This window comes from Rhizobium beringeri (assembly GCF_004306515.1).
Taxonomy (GTDB): domain Bacteria; phylum Pseudomonadota; class Alphaproteobacteria; order Rhizobiales; family Rhizobiaceae; genus Rhizobium; species Rhizobium beringeri.
Genome location: NZ_SILG01000004.1, coordinates 547199 through 566283 on the forward strand (window position 1 = coordinate 547199; position 19085 = coordinate 566283).

15 protein-coding genes are annotated in these 19085 nt (G+C 60.7%); 6 read left to right on the forward strand and 9 right to left on the reverse strand.

Annotated elements, in window-relative coordinates:
• Positions 1 to 118 precede the first annotated feature (118 nt).
• Together ELH03_RS32150 and ELH03_RS32155 are read left to right on the forward strand one after the other, a co-directional pair.
• A complete protein-coding gene (locus tag ELH03_RS32150) occupies positions 119 to 1126 on the forward strand; it encodes a LacI family DNA-binding transcriptional regulator (RefSeq protein ID WP_128405243.1) in 1008 nt (335 codons plus the stop codon).
• 89 nt (positions 1127 to 1215) lie between these two features.
• A complete protein-coding gene (locus ELH03_RS32155; RefSeq protein ID WP_105010355.1) occupies positions 1216 to 2553 on the forward strand; it encodes an alpha-L-fucosidase in 1338 nt (445 codons plus the stop codon).
• A gap of 93 nt (positions 2554 to 2646) precedes the next feature.
• Here the strand turns inward: ELH03_RS32155 and ELH03_RS32160 are convergent, their stop codons facing one another.
• Positions 2647 to 3387 carry a DUF4231 domain-containing protein gene (locus ELH03_RS32160; RefSeq protein WP_128405242.1) on the reverse strand — a complete coding sequence of 247 codons (741 nt, stop codon included), beginning with the start codon at positions 3385 to 3387 and terminating at the stop codon, positions 2647 to 2649.
• A 298-nt stretch (positions 3388 to 3685) separates the two neighbouring features.
• A complete protein-coding gene (locus ELH03_RS32165; protein WP_130806865.1) occupies positions 3686 to 4828 on the reverse strand; it encodes a M24 family metallopeptidase in 1143 nt (380 codons plus the stop codon).
• Positions 4829 to 4956: 128 nt separating this feature from the next.
• Between ELH03_RS32165 and ELH03_RS32170 the strand changes: the two genes are divergently transcribed.
• Positions 4957 to 6255 (forward strand): alpha/beta fold hydrolase, encoded by a 1299-nt coding sequence (locus ELH03_RS32170; protein WP_130767417.1) that lies wholly within the window; start codon positions 4957 to 4959, stop codon positions 6253 to 6255.
• 29 nt (positions 6256 to 6284) lie between these two features.
• On the opposite strand, the gene ELH03_RS32175 is transcribed toward ELH03_RS32170, so the two are convergent.
• Positions 6285 to 6989, reverse strand: a complete 705-nt coding sequence (locus ELH03_RS32175; protein ID WP_105010352.1) for a GntR family transcriptional regulator — start codon at positions 6987 to 6989, stop codon at positions 6285 to 6287.
• A gap of 149 nt (positions 6990 to 7138) precedes the next feature.
• Between ELH03_RS32175 and ELH03_RS32180 the strand changes: the two genes are divergently transcribed.
• Positions 7139 to 8050 (forward strand): dihydrodipicolinate synthase family protein, encoded by a 912-nt coding sequence (locus tag ELH03_RS32180; protein ID WP_130767369.1) that lies wholly within the window; start codon positions 7139 to 7141, stop codon positions 8048 to 8050.
• A 50-nt stretch (positions 8051 to 8100) separates the two neighbouring features.
• Here the strand turns inward: ELH03_RS32180 and ELH03_RS32185 are convergent, their stop codons facing one another.
• From ELH03_RS32185 to ELH03_RS32205, 5 genes are all read right to left on the reverse strand, one after another.
• Entirely contained in the window at positions 8101 to 9201 is a 1101-nt protein-coding gene (locus ELH03_RS32185; RefSeq protein WP_128401708.1) for an ABC transporter ATP-binding protein, read from the reverse strand.
• A gap of 9 nt (positions 9202 to 9210) precedes the next feature.
• A complete protein-coding gene (locus tag ELH03_RS32190) occupies positions 9211 to 11154 on the reverse strand; it encodes a glycoside hydrolase family 127 protein (RefSeq protein ID WP_128401709.1) in 1944 nt (647 codons plus the stop codon).
• Between the two features lie 27 nt (positions 11155 to 11181).
• Entirely contained in the window at positions 11182 to 12051 is an 870-nt protein-coding gene (locus ELH03_RS32195; protein ID WP_128401710.1) for a carbohydrate ABC transporter permease, read from the reverse strand.
• Positions 12051 to 12974, reverse strand: a complete 924-nt coding sequence (locus ELH03_RS32200) for a carbohydrate ABC transporter permease (RefSeq protein ID WP_128401711.1) — start codon at positions 12972 to 12974, stop codon at positions 12051 to 12053. The genes ELH03_RS32195 and ELH03_RS32200 overlap by 1 nt, the downstream gene beginning before the upstream one ends.
• An 82-nt stretch (positions 12975 to 13056) precedes the next feature.
• The gene (locus ELH03_RS32205) at positions 13057 to 14304 is read right to left on the reverse strand and encodes an ABC transporter substrate-binding protein (RefSeq protein WP_105010346.1); all 1248 of its coding nucleotides are present in this window, start codon (positions 14302 to 14304) and stop codon (positions 13057 to 13059) included.
• Between the two features lie 179 nt (positions 14305 to 14483).
• Here ELH03_RS32205 and ELH03_RS32210 point away from each other — a divergent pair, with 179 nt between their 5' ends.
• Positions 14484 to 15500 carry a LacI family DNA-binding transcriptional regulator gene (locus ELH03_RS32210; RefSeq protein ID WP_128401712.1) on the forward strand — a complete coding sequence of 339 codons (1017 nt, stop codon included), beginning with the start codon at positions 14484 to 14486 and terminating at the stop codon, positions 15498 to 15500.
• 41 nt (positions 15501 to 15541) lie between these two features.
• Here the strand turns inward: ELH03_RS32210 and ELH03_RS32215 are convergent, their stop codons facing one another.
• Positions 15542 to 16600, reverse strand: coding sequence for a LacI family DNA-binding transcriptional regulator (locus ELH03_RS32215; RefSeq protein WP_128401713.1), 1059 nt, complete (start codon positions 16598 to 16600; stop codon positions 15542 to 15544).
• A gap of 143 nt (positions 16601 to 16743) precedes the next feature.
• Here ELH03_RS32215 and ELH03_RS32220 point away from each other — a divergent pair, with 143 nt between their 5' ends.
• The gene (locus ELH03_RS32220; protein ID WP_128401714.1) at positions 16744 to 19065 is read left to right on the forward strand and encodes an alpha-L-rhamnosidase; all 2322 of its coding nucleotides are present in this window, start codon (positions 16744 to 16746) and stop codon (positions 19063 to 19065) included.
• The last annotated feature ends 20 nt before the right edge of the window (positions 19066 to 19085 follow it).

The window sequence follows — 19085 nt, forward strand, 5'->3', positions numbered from 1 at the left end:
AATCTTGTCAAAGAGATTCTCGACGCCTGATACCAGGCCAGAGCAGCCTTGGCTTTCCTGGAAATTATGTTAGTTATCGTTATCGTAATTTCCTGCCCCTTCTGACGAGACAATCCAATTGAGCCGCCCTAAAGAGCCAGAATCCAAAATTACCATCGCCGATGTCGCCCGCGCCGCAGGGGTGTCGCCAATGACGGTATCGCGCGTGCTCAATGATCGGGGCGGAGCCAGCGCGGAGACCAGTCAGCGGATTATTTTAGCGGCGAGCGAACTCAATTACCGGCCCAATCCCTTTGCACGCGGATTGCGGTCCGATCGATCGAAGGCCATCGGCCTACTCGTTCCCGACATCACCAATCCGTTCTTTCCAGAAGTCATCCGGGGAGCCGAGGATGCCGCAAGCGCTGCCGGCTACAACCTGCTTCTGTCCAATGTCGTCGAAAACAGCAAGCGGGAGGAAGAACTCATCGAAACGCTGCTGCGGCACCGGGTCGACGGGATCATCGTCTGCAGCCCGCGGCTGCCCGATGCCGCGCTGCATAAGGCGCTTGCGCCCCACCGTGCGGTGGTGCTCATCAACCGCGAGGCGCCTAACGAGGTCGCCGGGACGATTGTCACCGACTACGAGACGGGGGCGTCGCGTGCCATCGACCATCTGGTCGAGCGCGGGCGCCGCAAGATAGCGATCATCGCCGGGCCACGCAGTTCGTTTGGTGGCAAGAGCCGTCTTGTCGGCTTTCGCAAGACCCTGGCGGTCCACGGGCTCAAGGCACAGGGCATCGTTTATTGCGATCCGACCGCAGCGGGCGGCCAGACGGCGGCCACGCAATTGCTGGCGGAGGCGCCCGGCGTCGATGCCCTTGTCTGCTACAACGACCTCAATGCGATCGGCGCGATGAAGGCCTGCCGGGCCGCCGGCATTTCGATCCCCGCGCAAATCGCCCTGATCGGTTTCGACGATATTCCGACTGCCGAACTGCTGTCTCCGGCGCTCACCACCTTGCGGGTGCAAAAACGCGAAATGGGGGAGGAAGCCGTGCGTCTGCTGCTCAGCCGCATCGCCACCAGAAACCGTCAGCACGGCATCGTCATCGTGCCCGAGCTCATCATCCGCGAAACAACCTGAACGCCCGGAGCATGATGCCGAAAAGTGTGAGCGGTTTTCGGACGACATCATGCTCCAACTCTTAAAGTTTGGAACAGGAGGAATATCCGATGGATATCAACAATCTGCAGTCACTGGCCCTGCCTGAGGAGAAGAAGGCCTGGTTCGTTCACGACCGGTTCGGCATGTTCGTGCACTGGGGGCTTTATGCGCTGCCGGCACGCCATGAATGGGTCAAGAGCCGCGAAGAACTGAACGACGCCGACTACCAGAAATATTTCGACCATTTCGATCCCGATCTCTACGACCCCAGTGAATGGGCCAGACGCGCAAAGGCTGCCGGCATGAAATATGTCGTGCTGACCACCAAGCACCATGAAGGCTTCTGCCTCTGGGATACCAAGGCGACCGACTTCAAAGTGACCAACACGCCTTATGGGCGAGATCTCCTGGGTCCGTTCGTCGACGCCTTCCGCGCAGAGGGCCTGAGGATCGGATTCTACTATTCGCTCATCGACTGGCATCATCCCGACTTCACCGTCGATCCGCGCCATCCGCAGCGCAATCATCCCGATGCGCTGAAAATCAACGAAGGCCGGGACATGCAGCGCTATGCCGCCTTCATGCGCGAGCAGGTCCGCGAGTTGCTGACTGAGTTCGGCCAGATCGACATCATGTGGTTCGATTTCAGCTATCCGCAATGGAAGCTCGGGGAGCTGGTTGGAAAGGGCCATCAGGATTGGGAAAGCGAGAAACTCGTGCGTCTGGTGCGCGAACTCGCCCCCGATATCATCATCAACAACCGGCTCGATCTCGCCGGGTTGCAGCCCGACATCGTCACGCCGGAGCAATATATGCCGCGCGCCCGGCCGCTTCGCGATGGCAGGCGCGTCGTCTGGGAAGCGTGCCACACGCTCAGCGGTTCCTGGGGCTATCACCGCGACGAGGACACCTGGAAAAGTACGGAACAACTGGTGCAGATGCTGGTCGGCACCGTTGCCATGGGCGGCAATCTGCTGATGAATGTCGGGCCGACGGCGCGCGGCACGCTCGACCACCGCGCGATTGCAGCCCTTGCCGCTTATGAGGAGTGGATGGCACTGCACGAGCGCAGCATCGTCGGCTGCACCCAGTCCGACTTCACCGCTCCGCCCGACTGCCGCCTGACCCAGAATGGCGATCGTCTCTATATCCACCTCTTCAACTGGCCCTATCGCCATCTGCATTTCGATGCGCTGGCGGGCAAGATCGAATATGCGCAATTCCTGCATGATGGCAGCGAGGTCACTTGGTTGCACCCATCCGCCAATACATTGTGGGCGAACACGCAGTTCCCCGTCGGCGAAGATCAACTGACATTCGTCCTGCCGGTGCGTCGACCTCAGATCGTGGTTCCGGTCATCGAGGTCAAGCTCAAGCCAGGGAGCGCCTCTGGCATTCAGGACTAGCGCGGGTGAACTGGCTTACCTGAGCGGGCGGGAGATGGCGCCCGCTCAGGAGAACGGCTCGGTCGGTCTCGCCGCCGGATGCCGACAAAGGGCTCAGGGATTGGCTCCGGTGGTCCCTACAAAAAACTGGTTGAGTTGCTTCATCTCCAGCGCATGAGCGCGCTTTCTAAGAGCGACTGCCTGTTTGAGCGTCGCCAGCTCATCCGTTATGTCAATGAGATGAGCCTCGGCGACGAGCATCTCCGTTTCGATCCTTCCCTGCTCTCTCAATTGCCAGACGTCCCGGATGCGGAATTGAACGATTATCGTGCCGAAAAGCGCCACGAGCGCGGAGGTCGCCATTGGGAGCCATTGGGGGATAACCGTGCCATAAGCCGAAAATAATGAAGAGAGGCCGCTCAGAACGATGATCCCTAATGTGAGAAAATTCCAGAGATACTGGTTCACCTTGGAAGATCGCGCATACCAGTTTCGATGCGTCCGCAGGTCACGCAAAGCCTGCCTTTTGATCTCGACCATATCCGATGGAAGCATCTTTGCTGCCCTCTCTTGATCGATCTCCCGTCTTGCCGCCAAAATTACGTTGATGACAGCGATAGTTATCCCGAAGGTAATCATGAACCAGGCGATGTAGTGCAAAGGGACGTCATCGAGAATGACGTTTGGAAAAAACTCAGGTTGAAAAAATTCAATTAAAGCGCCAAGCGATATCAAGAATACAGAAAAGACAACCACTGTTATCGAAAGCATCGCTGCCATATTTCTATATCTGCCATTCAGTGTCATTTTCTGCAATTGCGCGGAGTCATCCTCATCCTTTCTGAACAAGTCCATCATCCTATCCTCGACACTGCAGGTTTAACCACAGTCAACCTTGTACTACGCCAGAAAGCAAGTAACGTTTGCGAAGAAATACTTGGTGGATCGAATTGCGGGCAGCCCTCGGTCCGGTCGATATGTCCGATGCCGCGAAACGGCCCGCCATATCGCCAACGTTCAGGCTTGGGATAGCCTGCCTCCGCCTCTTGAATCCTGTCGCTTCAGGATAGGCTGATCGCCAGCTGTCGGTCGAGATCGCGGGCAATATATTCCTGGATCTGCCGGACGAGAGCGGGCAGGAGATGGGGCCTGCTCAGGAGAATGGCTCGGTCGGTCCCGCCGCCGGATTGGTCAGCCAGCGTGGTCCCTCGGCGGTCATGTACATATGGTCTTCCAGCCGGATCCCGAATTTCCCAGGGAAGACGATCATCGGTTCGTTGGAAAAACACATGCCGGCGGCAAGCGGTGCGTCGTTGCCGCGAACGATGTAGGGTTCCTCGTGGATCTCGAGTCCGAGGCCATGACCGGCGCGATGCGGCAAACCTGGCAGGCGATAGTCGGGGCCGAGGGAGTGTTTGGCAAGCACCTTGCGGGCCGCATCGTCGAGGCTCGAGCAGGCGGCACCGATCCGGGCCGCGTCGAAGACGGCCTGTTGCGCCTCGCGCTCGATCCACCAGGCCCGTTCGAATGCGCTTTCGCCGCCCTCCAGCATATAGGTCCTGGTGATATCGGAATGATAACCGTCGATCCGGCAGCCGGTATCGATGAGAATGACGTCGTCGCGACCAAGGACCTGGTCGCCGTCGGCGCCATGCGGAAGCGAGGTCGCCGCGCCGAAGGAGACGATGCAGAATGTCGAGCCGGCATCGGCGCCGGCCTGGCGATGCTGCCGGTCGATGAAATCGACCACCTCGGATGATTTGATGCCCGGCTTCAAAAGCCCATGCACTTGCCTGTGGACGTCAAGCGTCAGGTCCATCACATACTGAATGAGGGCAATCTCCGCGGCCGATTTGATGCAACGCAGGCCGCGGATCAGCCGCCCGCCATCGGCAAGCCCCGGCGCGCCCATCTCCGCTGCCAATGCATGATAGAAGAAAAGCGGCAAACCATCGTCGAGGGCAAGTCTGCCGCCCTGGGCAACAAGGCGGGCGATGAGAGCGGCGCTGCTCTCCTCCTCTTCCCAGACCAGGATTTCCCCCGGCAGATGCGGCAGCGTTTCGACACGGCTGCGCTCGAACCCCGGAACGATGTAGGAAATGGTCGCGGGCGTGACGAGCGCGCCGAGGAACCTCTCGCTCGGATGCCAGACCAGCCCCGTGAAGTAATGCAGGCTTTCGGTCGGCCCAAGAAGCACGGCAGCCAATCCTTCGGCTTCGATCATTTTGCGAAGCCTGGCGAGGCGGTTCTGCCGTTCGTTCTCAGTTATGCGGGGTACCGTATGCTGCCACGACATGTTGTTTTCCTGCTTTTCCTGCGCTTCCAGATCGATGAAGCCCTCGCCTTGCAGCGGGGATCTTGAACCGACACTAATGCCGCTGTAGGCAATATGTCGACATGAAAGATGAGGAGATGGCGATGGCGATGGCAGTCGAATACACCATACCGGGCATGCTGATACGCGATCATATGGTCGACGTTCCCCTGGATTGGTCGAAGCCGGAGGGGGAGACGATCCGGGTTTTCGCACGCGAAGTATGCGATCCCGCCCGCCGTCGCGAAACACTGCCGTTGCTGGCTTTCCTTCAAGGCGGCCCTGGCGGAAAATCGCCGCGGCCGAGCAACGGCGGGCCGCCATGGCTTGCCGAAGCCCTAAAGACGCACCGCGTTATCCTGATCGACCAGCGCGGCACCGGGCGCAGCAGCCGGATCGAAAGTGCGACGATGGAGCGTTTTGCGGACGGCAGGGCCGCAGCCGACTATCTCACTCTCTTTCGCGCCGACAGCATCGTTGCCGATTGCGAACATCTGAGGAAAACCGTCTTCGGCGGCGGGCGCTGGCAGACGCTTGGCCAGAGCTATGGCGGCTTCCTGACACTTACCTATCTCTCGAAGGCGCCGGAGGGACTTTCCGCCTGTTATGTCACCGGCGGCCTTGCCGGCCTTGGGGCGACGGCCGATGATGTCTATCGGCGCACCTACCCGCGCGTCACCGAAAAGAACGCTGCCTATTACCGCCGCTACCCCGGGGATGCCGAGCGCATCGGCCGGATCGCCGACTATATCGAGACCAACGAGGTGCGGTTGCCCGATGGCGATCGCCTCTCCGTTCGCCGCTTTCAGACCATCGGCATCGATTTCGGCATGGCGCCGGGTTACGAGAACATCCATTGGCTGGTCGACGAGGCCTTCTTCGGTCCCAATGAAGACCGTCTCTCCGATCGCTTCCTCGCTTCGGTGATGTCGCTGACCTCCTATGACGACAATCCGCTCTTCGCCGTTCTGCAAGAAAGCATCTATGGCCAGGCCGGGACGCCGACTGCCTGGGCGGCCGAACGCATCCGCGCCGAGCATCCGGCCTTTGCCGGCGACCGGCGGCCGCTGCTGTTGACGGGGGAGATGATGTATCCCTGGATGTTCGAGGAAATTCGCTCGCTCAGGGCCTTCAGGGCGGGTGTCGAGGCGCTGGCCACGCATGAGCGCTACGCCCCGCTCTATGCTCCGGCACGTCTCGCGGCAAACGAGGTGCCGGTCGCCGCCGTTATCTATCATGACGACATGTATGTCGATGCCGGGCTTTCGCTCGAAACAGCGCGCCACGTCGCCAACGTGCAGGCGTGGGTGACCAACGAATTCGAGCACGACGGCGTTCGCCAATCGGCGGCTGTCCTGCGCAGACTGATGACCCTGGTCAGGGAGCAAGGCGGCCCCCTCACCTCCTGAGGCTCGAACGGTTCATTGCTCTCGTCGCATCAGGACAGGCTGATCGCCACCGGCCGATCCAGGTCGCGGGCGATATATTCCTGGATCTGGCGGACGATCTGCCCGGCATGGGCGATCGCCAGCCGGTCGGCCCGCTCGACGTCACCGGCCTCGATCGCGGCGATGATCTCCTCGTGTTCGTCGACATACTGGCGCGGCAGACGGTCGTCGAATGTCGAGTAGTAAAGGCGCAGGATGCGGCGCCCTTCGTCGAGCAGCCTGGCGAAGAAGGCCGTATAATAGGAATTGCCGGCAAGTTCGGCGATCGCGACGTGAAATTCGCGGTTAGCCTCGATCATCGCATAGGCATCGCGCGCGGCAACGGCATCGGCGAAGTCCTTCTGATGCCGGCGGACGGTCTTCATGATCTCGCCGTTGCGCCGTTGCGCCGCGCCGCGGGTCGTCACCCGGTACATCAGCGTCAGCGCTTCGAAATAGGTGGGCAGGCTTGCGAAATCGATCGTCGCAACGATCGTGTTCCTGTTCGGCAGCGTCGTGACGAGCCCGTCGGCGGCGAGCCGCAACAGCGCCTCGCGAATGGGAGTCCGCGACATCCGGAAACGTTCCGACAGCCGCACCTCGTCGAGCGGACTGCCGGGTTCCAGCGCCATCGACAGGATTTCCCGCCTGAGCGTCACATAGACGCTCTGCGTGCCAGAGCCGCGCACCCGCACATTTTCCGCGTCGTTCCGCATTCGTCCGCCTCTTTCGTTAGAGCCTTGTATTTCGTTTCGGCCGATTCTCGCAATGTCGGTCTTCGGGGGTCTCAAATTTGTAAGCTCACATCATTGAATCTTGTCGACAGTTTGTATATAAGACAACCAGTTTCAACGAGGCTCGATCAATGACCACAGGATGGAAGGGCGTATTTCCCGCCGTAACGACACAGTTCAACGATGATCTTTCCGTTGATCTGCCCTCGACCCAGCGCGTCCAGGACGCGCTTGTAAACGATGGCGTCAACGGACTGATCGTCATGGGCACATGTGGCGAGAACAATTCGCTGGACCCCGAGGAGAAGCGCACGATCTTGAAAGCTGCCGTCGAGGTCGTCAACGGCCGCGTTCCCGTGGTGACGGGCGTGTCCGAATTCGACACGCGCCGTGCCGTCGCCTATGCTCGCGCCGCCGAAAAACTCGGCGCCGACGGCCTGATGCTGCTGCCGGCCATGGTTTATGTGCCGAAGCCCGAAGAGCTGATTGCACATTTCCGCACCGTCGCCGAGGCGACCTCGCTGCCGATCATGCTCTACAACAACCCGCCGGCGTACCGCGTCAATATCGGCGCCGATGTGCTGAAGGTGCTTGCCGACGTGCCGAACATCAAGGCGGTCAAGGAAAGTGCGCCGGATCCGCGCCGCTTCACCGATCTCATCAATGAATTCGGCGATCGTTTCGATATCTTCGCAGGTCTCGACGACGTAGCGCTTGAAGGCCTGATGCTCGGCGCCAAGGGCTGGGTCTCCGGCCTGACCAGCGCCTTCCCGCAGGAATCGGTGCAGCTCGTCGCCGCCGCCGAACGCGGTGACTGGGAAGAGGCCCGCAAGATCTATCGCTGGTTCATGCCGCTTCTGCACCTCGATGCCGAGCACGACCTCGTCCAGTCGATCAAGCTCGCCGAGCAGATCATGGGCCGCGGCTCAGAACGCGTTCGCATGCCGCGCATGCCGCTTTCGGGCGCCCGCCGCGCCGAAGTCACCGCCATGGTCGAGAAGGCCGCCGCCACGCGTCCCTCGAAGATCCGCCAGGCCGCCTGATACAACGAGGCCGGCGACCCCACGGTTGCCGGCCTTTCCGTGTTTGCGGTTCAGGCAAGCGCCAGCGACCGGCCGGTCGCCGGATCGAACAGATGCATCTGGTTCATGTTGAACGAGAGCGGCATCGTCGACATCGGCCTAGGCCCGCTCTCGGGATCGATGCAGGCGCAAAGACTTGCCTCGCCGATGCCGAAATAGACCATGGTCTCCGGCCCGAGTGGCTCCACAAGATCGATCTTAGCTTCGATGTCGGCATAACCAGGACGGGCCTGGCGGTCGGTGATCGATTCCGGCCTGATCCCGAACACGACTGATTTGCCGGCATGGCCGGCATAGTCGCCGACGCGCGCCTTCGGCACCGGAAGCTCGCTACCGTCGGTCAGCTTGACGACGAGACCTTTCTCTCCTGATAGCAGCGTCGCGGACAGGAAATTCATCGACGGTGAGCCGATGAAGCCGGCGACGAACTGGCTGACCGGCCGATGATAGAGCGCCTGCGGCGGTCCCGCCTGTTCGATGATGCCACCATTCATCACCACGACACGATCCGCCATGGTCATCGCCTCGACCTGGTCGTGCGTGACGTAGACGGTCGTCGTCGGCAACAGCTGGTGCAGCCGCTTGATCTCCGTGCGCATCTGCACACGAAGCTTGGCATCGAGGTTGGACAACGGCTCGTCGAAGAGAAAGACTTTCGGGTTCCGCACGATCGCGCGCCCCATCGCGACGCGCTGGCGCTGGCCGCCCGAAAGCTGGCCCGGGCGCCGGCCGAGCAGCTCGCTGATATGCAGGGTTTCCGCCGCCCTGATGATACGCGCGTCGATCTCGCTCCTGGCGAGCTTCTGCTGCTCCAGGCAGAACGAAATATTCTCCCGCACCGTCATGTGCGGATAAAGCGCGTAGTTCTGAAAGACCATGGCGATATCGCGTTTGCCCGGACCGAGCCGGTTGACGACCTGGTCGCCGATCACGATCTCACCGCCGGTAATGTGTTCGAGGCCCGCGATCATGCGCAATGTCGTCGATTTTCCGCAACCCGACGGGCCCACGAAAACGACGAATTCATTGTCTTCGATGTCAAGGCTGATGCCGCGCACGGCCTCGTAGATGCCATAGGATTTGACGATGCTCTTGAGTTCCAGCCGTGCCATGGTTTTCTCCTAGACCTCCTGCAACCAGATCGCCATCGCTCCGGGCTCGCGATTGGCCCAGAGGTGATAGGGGATCGCCGTGAAGGGCCGCTCCTTCAGCGAGGCAGGCGCGGTGCGATAGAGCGCATTCTGCCAATCGGCTATATCGGCTTCGAGCGCGGTGCCTTCGAGGACGGTCGCTCCGCCGAGAAGCGCGGCATCGTAACGGGCAGAAATTTCCTCAGACGCCGGCAGGCGGAGCCGCTGCGGCTCGCCGCCGAGGTCCGTCTCCTCGATGCAATAGACGACAGGCCCGCGCCGCAGCGCGACGCGTCCGCCGTCTTCGGAGACGGCGGGATGCGCGTAGATGCGCTCGACCGGCATCGAGAAGCCGATGTGGACCTCGTCACCATTGTGCCATTCCCTTGATATTGCGGCATAACCCTTCGTCACACATTGATCGAGATCGACGGCAGCACCGTTGACCGAGACCTGCGCCTGCCTGCACCATCCGGGGATGCGAAGACGAAGCTGAAACCGGCTTGGCCGCTCGACGGCGAACCGCAGGCTGACGTCGCCATCCCAGGGATATTGCGTCTCCTGTACCAGCCGCACGAAGCTGTCGCCGACTGTGAGATCTGCGCAATTGGTGCCGTAGAGATGGATGGCGAGCTCATGGTCACCCGTGGAATAGAAATATTGGCCGAGCGACGTGATGAAACGGGCAATGTTGGTCGGGCAGCAGGGGCAGTAATGCCATTTCCACCGGCGGTGCTGCCCGTGGCTTTCAAGGACGTTCTCATAGAAATAATGTTCGCCGTCGCGCGAGATGCCGGAAAGCGCGCCGTTGTAGAGCACCGTTTCCAGCCTGTCCGTGAACTTGCTGTCGAGATCGACCTGCGCCATGCGATGGCTCCAGAAACCGAGCGCGACGGCTGCGCATGTCTCGGCATAGGCGGTCTCGTTCGGCAGGTCGAATTCCCGGGTGAACCCTTCATTGGATGCCGATGGGCCAAGGCCGCCGGTCACGTAGAGCTGGCGGCTGACCAGATTGTCGAAAAGCCGGTCGCAGGCCTCCTTCAATGTCGGATCGTCGTTCTCATGGGAGAGATCCGCCATCGCAGAAAACAGGTACATGGCGCGAACCGCGTGTCCGACGACCTGGTGCTGGTCGCGCACCGGCATATGGGCCTGGCTATAGGCATATGTCTTGTAGACGTAATCATCAGGGCTCTCGCCGCGCTTGCAAGCCTCCTCGTCGTAATATGAGGGCATCCGGCCACGTTCGTCGACGAAATAGGTCGCAAGCTTCAGATGCCGCGGATCGCGCGTCACGCGATAGAGCTTGACCAGCGCCAGCTCGATTTCCTCATGGGCATCGTAACCCCTGAGCTTTCCGGGCTCGGCACCGAAGGTGGCGATGATATGGTCGACTGCGCGGATCATCACATCGAGGAAGCGACGCTTTCCCGTCGCCTCGTAGTAGGCGACGGCCCCTTCCAGCAAGTGGCCCATCGAATACATCTCGTGCAGGTCGCGCAGATTGGTCCAGCGCCTGTCCGGCTCGCGGCGAATGAACCAGCTGTTGAGGTAGCCATCCGCCATCTGCCCTTTTTCGAGCTTTTCGACGATAGCATCGATCTTCGTTTCGAGCGCGGCATTCGGGTGAGCCTTCAGCGTGTAACTTGCGGCCTCGATCCATTTGCCGAAATCGGAATCGAAGAAATGCTGCATCGACAGTCCGCTTGGCTGGATCGGGCGCACCAGCGGCCCGGCCGGCTTGTCAAAATCGAGCACCTCGAGGAAGCCCTCCTCTTCCAGCCGCTTGTGCTGCGTCGGGATGGTGACGTTGCGGACCGTCTCCGCCCAGCTCTGCCAGAAACCGCCATCGAATACGACACCGGAATGGTCGGCGGGCCTGTATCGCTGCCGTCCCGCAGCGCGTGCCGGTTGAAAACGAGGTGAGCTGGTCATGAGGACTCCTGAGCGGAACGAGCGCTGTTACTTCACGGCGCCGGCCGTCAGGCCGCGCACGTAATATCGTTGCAAGAGAAGGAAAAGCAGGATGCAGGGGACCATGGTCACGGCTATACCGGCCTGAAGCGCGCCCCAGTCGATGATGCCATAGATGCCCGACGAAACATTCACCAGCATGATCGGCAGCGTGAACTTGTTCTGATCGGACAGGAAGATGAGGGCAGCGAGGAATTCGTTCCAGGAATTCAGGAAGGCGAACATCGCAACGGTGGCGACACCGGGAAGCGCGATCGGCAGCATGATCCGGCGCAGGATCGTCGCCTGCGACGCACCATCTATCCGCGCCGCTTCGATCAGCGCCTTCGGCACCGCGTCGAAGGCGTTGCGCATCATGAAAACGGAAAAGGGAAGCTGGAACGTTACATAGATCAGCACCAGGCCGAAAAGATTGTTCTGCAGCCGGAAGACTTTGAGGATCAGGAAAAGCGGCGTCAGAATCGACTGGAACGGGATCATCATCGTCGCCATGATCAGCACGAAGAGCAGCGACTGGCCGGGGAAGCGGAATTTCGAAAAGCCGTATCCCGCCGGCACTGAGACAAGCACCGTCAGGAGCACCGTTCCGGCGGCAATCAGCACCGAATTGCCGGCATAGACGTACCAGCCGGCGCCGACATGTTCGAGACGGCGGTAGTTTTCAAGCGAGAAGGCTTTCGAGAAAAGCGCTGCCGGATCGGCAAGTGCTGCGGCCGCGGGCTTGAAGGAATTTGCGAAAGACCAGACGATCGGCATCACGAAGAAGACGGCAAAGACGCATGCCGTCAGAACGAAGGCGAGATAGCCGAGCCGCTCGCTCGCCGGCTTCGCTGCGAGATTGTGGTTGAGCCGCTCCATCAACCCTCCTCCGGCCGCTCGCGCAGCAGGACGAACTGGATGGCGCTGATCGCCACCAGCACGACGAGCAACGCAAAGGAGATCGCCGAGCCATAACCGAGACGGTAGGATGAGAACGAGGCGAGATAGATCGAGAAGACCGCGGAGATCGTGCTGTTCTCAGGGCCACCCTGGGTGATGATGAAGAACTGGTCGAAGGCCAGCATCGATGAAGTGACGTTGAGGACGAGCGCCAGCACCACCGAGTTCCTCATCAAAGGCAGCGTGATCCGGCGAAACCGGCTCCAGACGCTGGCGCCGTCGATCCTGGCGGCTTCGATGACGTCGTTCGATATGCTCTGAAGGCCGGTCAGGAGGATGATCATCGTGAAGCCCGCTGTTTTCCAGACGACCATCAGGATGACGACGCCGAGTGCTGGCCAGAAACTTTCGAGCGGTCTCGGGGCGCTGTCGATGATGCCTGCTCCGCGCAGCAGCTGCGCAAAGACGCCGCTATCGGGATTGAGCAGCCACATCCACAATGTCGAAGCCGCCCCGAAGCCGATGACGACAGGCATGAAATAGATCGTGCGAAAAAAACCGGCGATCCGCAGCGGCCGGTCGACGAGCAGCGCCAGAGGAAAGGCCACCACGAAGATCGCAGCCGTGACCAGTACCGTGTAGAGCAGTGTGAAACCCAGGGAATGCCAGAGCTGGGTATCGCCGATCAGCTCGGCATAGTTGGAGAGGCCGATGAATTTGGTCCGGCCAAGAAGCGGCCAGTTGTAGAAGCTCATCCAGACCGTCATGACAAGCGGCACGAGGAAAAGCACGACGATGAACAGCAGGCCCGGTAGGATGAAGGCAAGGCCAAGCCAACCCTTTGGCTCCGGTTCTCCGGTCGCGACTGCGCGCCTCCGGCTGCGAAGTGTCGAGGATATCACCGCAACTCCTCCTTCCGTTTGAAAGTCGAGATGTGAAAGGGACGGCAGGGCATCTGCGGATACCCTGCCGAAACGCGTCGGCTTAGTTCGGATTCGTGCGTTCGAGGATACGGGTGAAGTCGGCCTGCGTCTTGGCGATCGTTCCGTCGACGTCGTCGCCGAAGATCGTGCCCTGGATCAGATTGAGGAAGGGTCCGGTGCGGCTGACAAAGAGTTCGTCGGACGAAAAGGTATAAGGCGTGCGCGCCTTGGCGAGGATATTGTAGGCGACGAGATTGCGCTGGTCGAACTTCGCATAGGCTTCCGCTGCGAGGTCCGTGCGCGAAGGCATCCCCGATTCCTGGGTGATATAGACCTGCTGCTCGGGCTGCATGTAGAAATTGACGAAATCGAGCGCGACTTTCTTCTTCTCGTCGCTGATGCCCTTTATCAGGGAAAGCGTATCGCCGCCGGCAAAGCTCGATTCACCGCCCTTCGGCCCCGGGATCGGTGCGACGGCGAATTTCACGTCGGGATATTTGCTGGTCAGCAGATTGACGATGTAGGAGCCGGTCATCAGGATGCCGACCTTGCCCGAGGCGAAGGCCTCGACGGCATTGTTGCCGTTGCCGGAACGCGAGGTCGGATGGATCGCACCGGCCTTCCACATATCGCGATAGGCAGCGATGGTCTCGCGCAGCGCCGGCGTATCGACCGTGGCGCTGCGGCCGTCATCGCTCAGCACATCGGCATTGGCGGCCCAGAGATGCGGCAGGAAATCGTAGATCAGCCAGCTTCCCGAATTAGCGACAAAATAGAAGCCATAGGTCTCGTTGCCGAGCGCGGCGATCTTCTTGGCGTCGGTGGCAATCTCCTCCATCGACGCCGGCGCCTTGTTCGGATCGAGGCCGGCCTTGGTGAACAGATCGGTATTATAAGCAATGATCGAGGCATCCGGCAGGGCCGGCACGCCGTAGATCTTGCCGTCATAGGTGGCAAGGCGGATGTGGGACGGGCTCATGGCCGCGGAATAAGGCAGGCCCTTCACGAAGTCGGAGATATCCTCGAGACCGTCCGCGGCGGCAAAGGTCGGAAGATAGATCAGGTCGAGCACGGCACCGTCAGGAGCCGCGCTGCCGGCAATCGCCGCACCCAGCTTCGGCACCATCTGCTCCGCCGTGATCTGGGTGACATTGACCTTGTCGGAGTGAGAGGCGTTGTATTTGTCGGCCAGTCCCTGAAGGACGGCGCCGGACGACGTGCGCACCCATAGGGTGATTTCTTCGGCGCCGGCGAGAGAAGAGCTTGCCAGCAGTGCAAGAGCGGTGATCGTCGTTTTCAGTCGAAGCATGCTTGTTCCCCTTTTTCTCGTTCAGGCCTCAGGCCATCGGACGAAATGGACGTTAGATCAGAAATTTTTTGGTGTCGACAGTCTGTGTGCAAAATTCTGATGCGCGTTTGATAAAACCTTTTAACAGCACATTTTTTTCTGATAAAAGCTTTTAGCATGAATTGACTACGAGGCGGCACTTGAAGAATACCGGCGATCGAAGACGGACGATTTATGACGTGGCGAAGGCTGCAGGCGTCAGCATTTCGACGGCGTCAAACGCACTGAACGACACCGGCCGGACGAATGCCGAAACACGCGAGCGGGTCCGGCGCGTGGCGGAGGAGATCGGATTTCGGCCTAATGCACTCGCCCGTGGGTTGCTAAGCAAGCGAAGCCATGCGATCGGCATGCTGACGAACGACACCTATGGCAGACTGACGCTGCCGATGGCGGCCGGGGTATCGGAGGTGCTGGTGGATCACGGCGTGTCCGTCTTCCTCTGTGCCACGAACAATGATCCAAGGCTCGCCCAGTTGCATCTGGAGGCGCTTCTCGACCGGCAGGTCGACGGCATCATATTCACCGCGACCCGCCTCGATCTCACGCCGCCAGTTCAGCTGTCCCGCTTGCCGATACCCGTCGTCTACGTCTTTGCCGAGGGGCCGGCTGATAGCGTCACCTTCTTTCCGGATGACGAACAGGGCGCCCGCCTCGCCGTCGATCACCTGAAAGAGCTCGGTCGATCGCGGATCCTCCACATCACCGGACCACGGGATTATCTGGCCGCTCGCATCCGCGCCCAATCCTATCTTGACGCCTGCGGCGACGGTGCCGAAGCGATGTTCGGCGACTGGTCGGAGGAATGGGGTCACGAGGCCGTTCAGACGGTGTTTGCCCGGCCCGGCGCAAAGCCCGACGCCATCTTCTGCGGCAGCGACGAGATCGCCCGCGGTGTCATCGACGCGCTGCGCGACCTCAATGTGGAGATTCCCACGGATGTCGCCGTGGTCGGCTTCGACAATTGGGAGGTCGTCGCACGGCAAACGCGCCCGCCGCTGACCACCATCGACATGGAGTTGAAGGAACTGGGCCATCGCGCCGGCCTGGCAATCCTCAGCCTCTCCAAGGGCGAACCGGTCCCTGCCGGCATCACCAGATTGCCGTGTCGCCTGGTCGTGCGGCAGTCGTGCGGCAGCCCCCTTCGATCCGAGTGACAACGACGGCAACGAACAGAGACACGGCAGCGCCGTCGCTATTATTTGTTCGTGGAATTGCCGGAACGGGTCAGGCTGTTGCGGCTGACCAGTGACGGTATCTGGAAAATATGCTCGGAAGCGGTGCGGCCTTCTATTCTGGAAATGAGGGCCCGGGTTGCGACCTGACCGAGTTCCCTGCCCGATTGATCGATGCTTGCGAGATTGACGAGGCCGAGTGCTGCGGTCGACGAATTGTCGTATCCGATGACGGCGAGATCTTCGGGCACACGCACACCCATCTCCATAGCCAGGCTCAGAAGGGTGATCGCGTCGAGATCGCTCCAGCAGAATACGGCGCGCGGCCTGTCCTTCCTCGATAGGAACTTTCGCATCGCCTCTTCCCGCTTTGGCGAAGCAATGGGAATTTTGCCGATCGCTGGCGAGGAGCCGAGCCCGCCACGCTGTATCGCCCGGCGAAACCCGATCTCACGCTGGCGGACGACGGAGACCGCGTGCCCCTGGCGCTCGCCAAGGCTCAGCATTTCAATATCGCGATAGCCGCAGGCCAGAAGCGCTTCCACCGCGATCTCCGCGCCGCGCTGGTCGTCTGCGTTGACGGTATCGAAGGCCGTAGCGCTGGCATCGTGGTAACCGACCGCGACGATCGGTATCTGGACTGCGAACTTTGCGAGGATCTCCGAGGGCAAACGCGGCGCAACAAGGATAAGGCCGTCCATCTTGTAGTCGATCATCGACTCGATCAACGACGTCTCCAGCTGCACACGCGCATCGCTGACGCCGATCATCGCCTGATAGTGCGAAGGCGCCAGCACCCCGTTCACGCCGGCAATCACCTCCGGAAGGAAAGGATTGCGGATATCGATCAGGAGCACTCCGATGGTGAAACTCCGGCCACGCAGCCCTCGTGCCGCCCGCGAGGGGCGATATGCGAGGGCCTCAATGGCATCCGTCACCCTTGCGCGCAGCGCGTCACTAACGCCGTAGGCATTTCGCATCACCTTGGAAACCGCTGCGACCGATACGCCTGCATGAGTTGCCACGGTCCGGATCGTCACGCGATCGTTTCGTTGCAGCTTTTGTTTGTCTTCGATTGACATGAAATCTCTGGCTTGCGGCTGCGGGTCGTCAACATCGCCCGCAGAATCACCATGGCAGACTGGCAACGAAAATTCTATTGCGCTTCCGAAGAAAATGTAGAACGTTATATGGAGAACGTTCTACAACTCGTCGGGAGGACTTGATGAACTTTCAGCCGGCAGCCATCAGCGGCAACCTCGTTTCGCGTGCCTGGTCCGGGGATATGATCGCGCCACTATCGGATGGCGGTCAGGGAACGGCCGCAAGCTTCGTCTCCAAGACTTTCGAGCATGATGGCGCCAAGCTTCCCGTAGAGCTCTTTATATCAGCACTTGGCCTCTACCGCTGCTTCATCAACGGCGTTCGCGTCGGCAACGACCTGTTGACCCCAGGTTGGACGAACTACGACGATCGCCTTGCCTATCAGCGATACGACGTCTCGAACCTGCTCAAGCCGGGCCTCAACCGGATCGAGATCTGGCTTGCCGACGGATGGTATCGGTCGCCTTTGATGTGGGGCGCCCAGGCGATCCCGAATTGCTGGGGCGACAGGATCGGCGCCATTGCGGATCTGATCGGACCGGATGGCACCGTTCTTTCCACCGACACCACATGGCGAAGCGGCCTTCTGCCGATCCTGAAGTCCGGAATCTACTTCGGCGAAATCTATGATGCCCGGCAGGAAACCTGCGTCGAGACCCACGGCACCGAGAAGCTGGCCTTCGACCGGACGCTGCTTGTCGCGCATGAAACGGCTGCGGTGCGGGAGTTGCTGCCACTCGCCCCGGTCGACAGCTGGGCCGACGATGAGGGCAGGACCGTCTACGATTTCGGCCAGAATGCCGGCGGCTATGTCAGATATACGGTCCGCGGAACCGCCGGTGCCGAAATTCGGGTGGAGCATTCGGAGGTCCTCGGCCCCGATCGTCATTTCGACAATCGCAACTATCGCACGGCCGCGGCACATACCGTCTACATACTTCGGGGAGACGGCGACGAAACCTACGCACCGCATTTCACCTTCCACGGCTTCCGTTATGCCAGGGTGACGATCAAGGGCGATGCGAAGATCCTCGCAATCGCGTCCATCCCGATCTCGTCGGTGCCCGAGCCCGCCGGCGGTTTCACCTCGGGCAATGCGCTGGTCAATCGCCTCGTCGAGAATACCATCTGGTCGCAGCGCGCCAATTTCGTCGAAGTGCCAACCGATTGCCCGCAACGCGACGAGCGCTTGGGCTGGACGGGCGACGCCCAGGTATTTGCCGCAACCGCATGCTGGCTGAGCGACAGCCAATCCTTCCTGAGGAAGTATCTGCGGGATGTGATGGCCGATCAGCGCGAGGATGGCGCCGTCTCACATTTTTCGCCGGATCCGACGCGCTTGCATCCGGCCAATTTCCCGGGCTATGCCGGCTCGACCGGCTGGGGCGACGCGATCGTCGTCATCCCCTGGATACTCTATACCCATTACGGCGACCGGGCCGTCCTGTCGGAGTGCCTGGATTCCATGGTACGCTGGGTCGATTTCGTCTGGTCGATCTCGGATGGTCCGCTCGTGCGTCCGCCCTCCCGCTGGGGCGCCCGCGGCTTCACCTTCGGCGACTGGCTACAGCCGGTCGGCGACAATCGAAAGCCTCGCCCGACGATCGCTGACGACTGCGCCGCCACGCTTTACCACTTCATCTCGACCGACCTTCTGGCAAGGATCGCAGCCACTCTCGGCGAGCATGCGCTTGAAGAGAAGATGAAACAGCGCGTAAACGAGATCCGGCGGACATTCGCCAACGAGTTCATCACGCCGGCGGGACGGCTCGCACACAACGACCAGACGTCCTATGCGTTGGCCTTCCTCCACGACCTGATACCGGCGGAGCACACGCAAGCCGCACAGCAGCATTTCCGGCAGGTGATCATCGATGCCGACTACAAGATCGGCACCGGTTTCATCGGCACGCCCGCCCTGCTGCCGGCGCTGACGAAGCTCGGCATGGACGATCTGGCCGAAAAGGTCTTCCTGCAGGAGGATGTACCGGGCTGGCTCTACCAGGTCTCGAAGGGAGCGACGACGATCTGGGAGCGCTGGGATTCCATGGCGCCTGACGGCACCATCTACGAACCTGATATGAACAGCTACAACCACTATGCCTATGGCGCGGTCTGCCAGTGGCTGTTCGAAAGCGTCGCCGGAATTTCGCCGAGCCCGACCGTACCCGGATTTGCCGAGGTGATCGTCGATCCCGCGCCGATTCCGTCCCTTTCGCCGGTTTCGGCCTATCATGATATCAGCCAGGGACGCATCGAGGCTGGCTGGCAGTGCGACGGCAACAAGGTCACCTATGTGCTGACACTTCCGGAAGGCTGCATCGGCCGCTTCCGGCCCGGAAAACGGCATCAAAACCCGTCGCTCAACGGAGAGCCTGTCGTCGAGGAAGCCATTCTTCCCTCCGGGACGCACCAGTTGGTCTTTTCCCTACCCAATTCTTGAGGAGCATACACGTCACACCG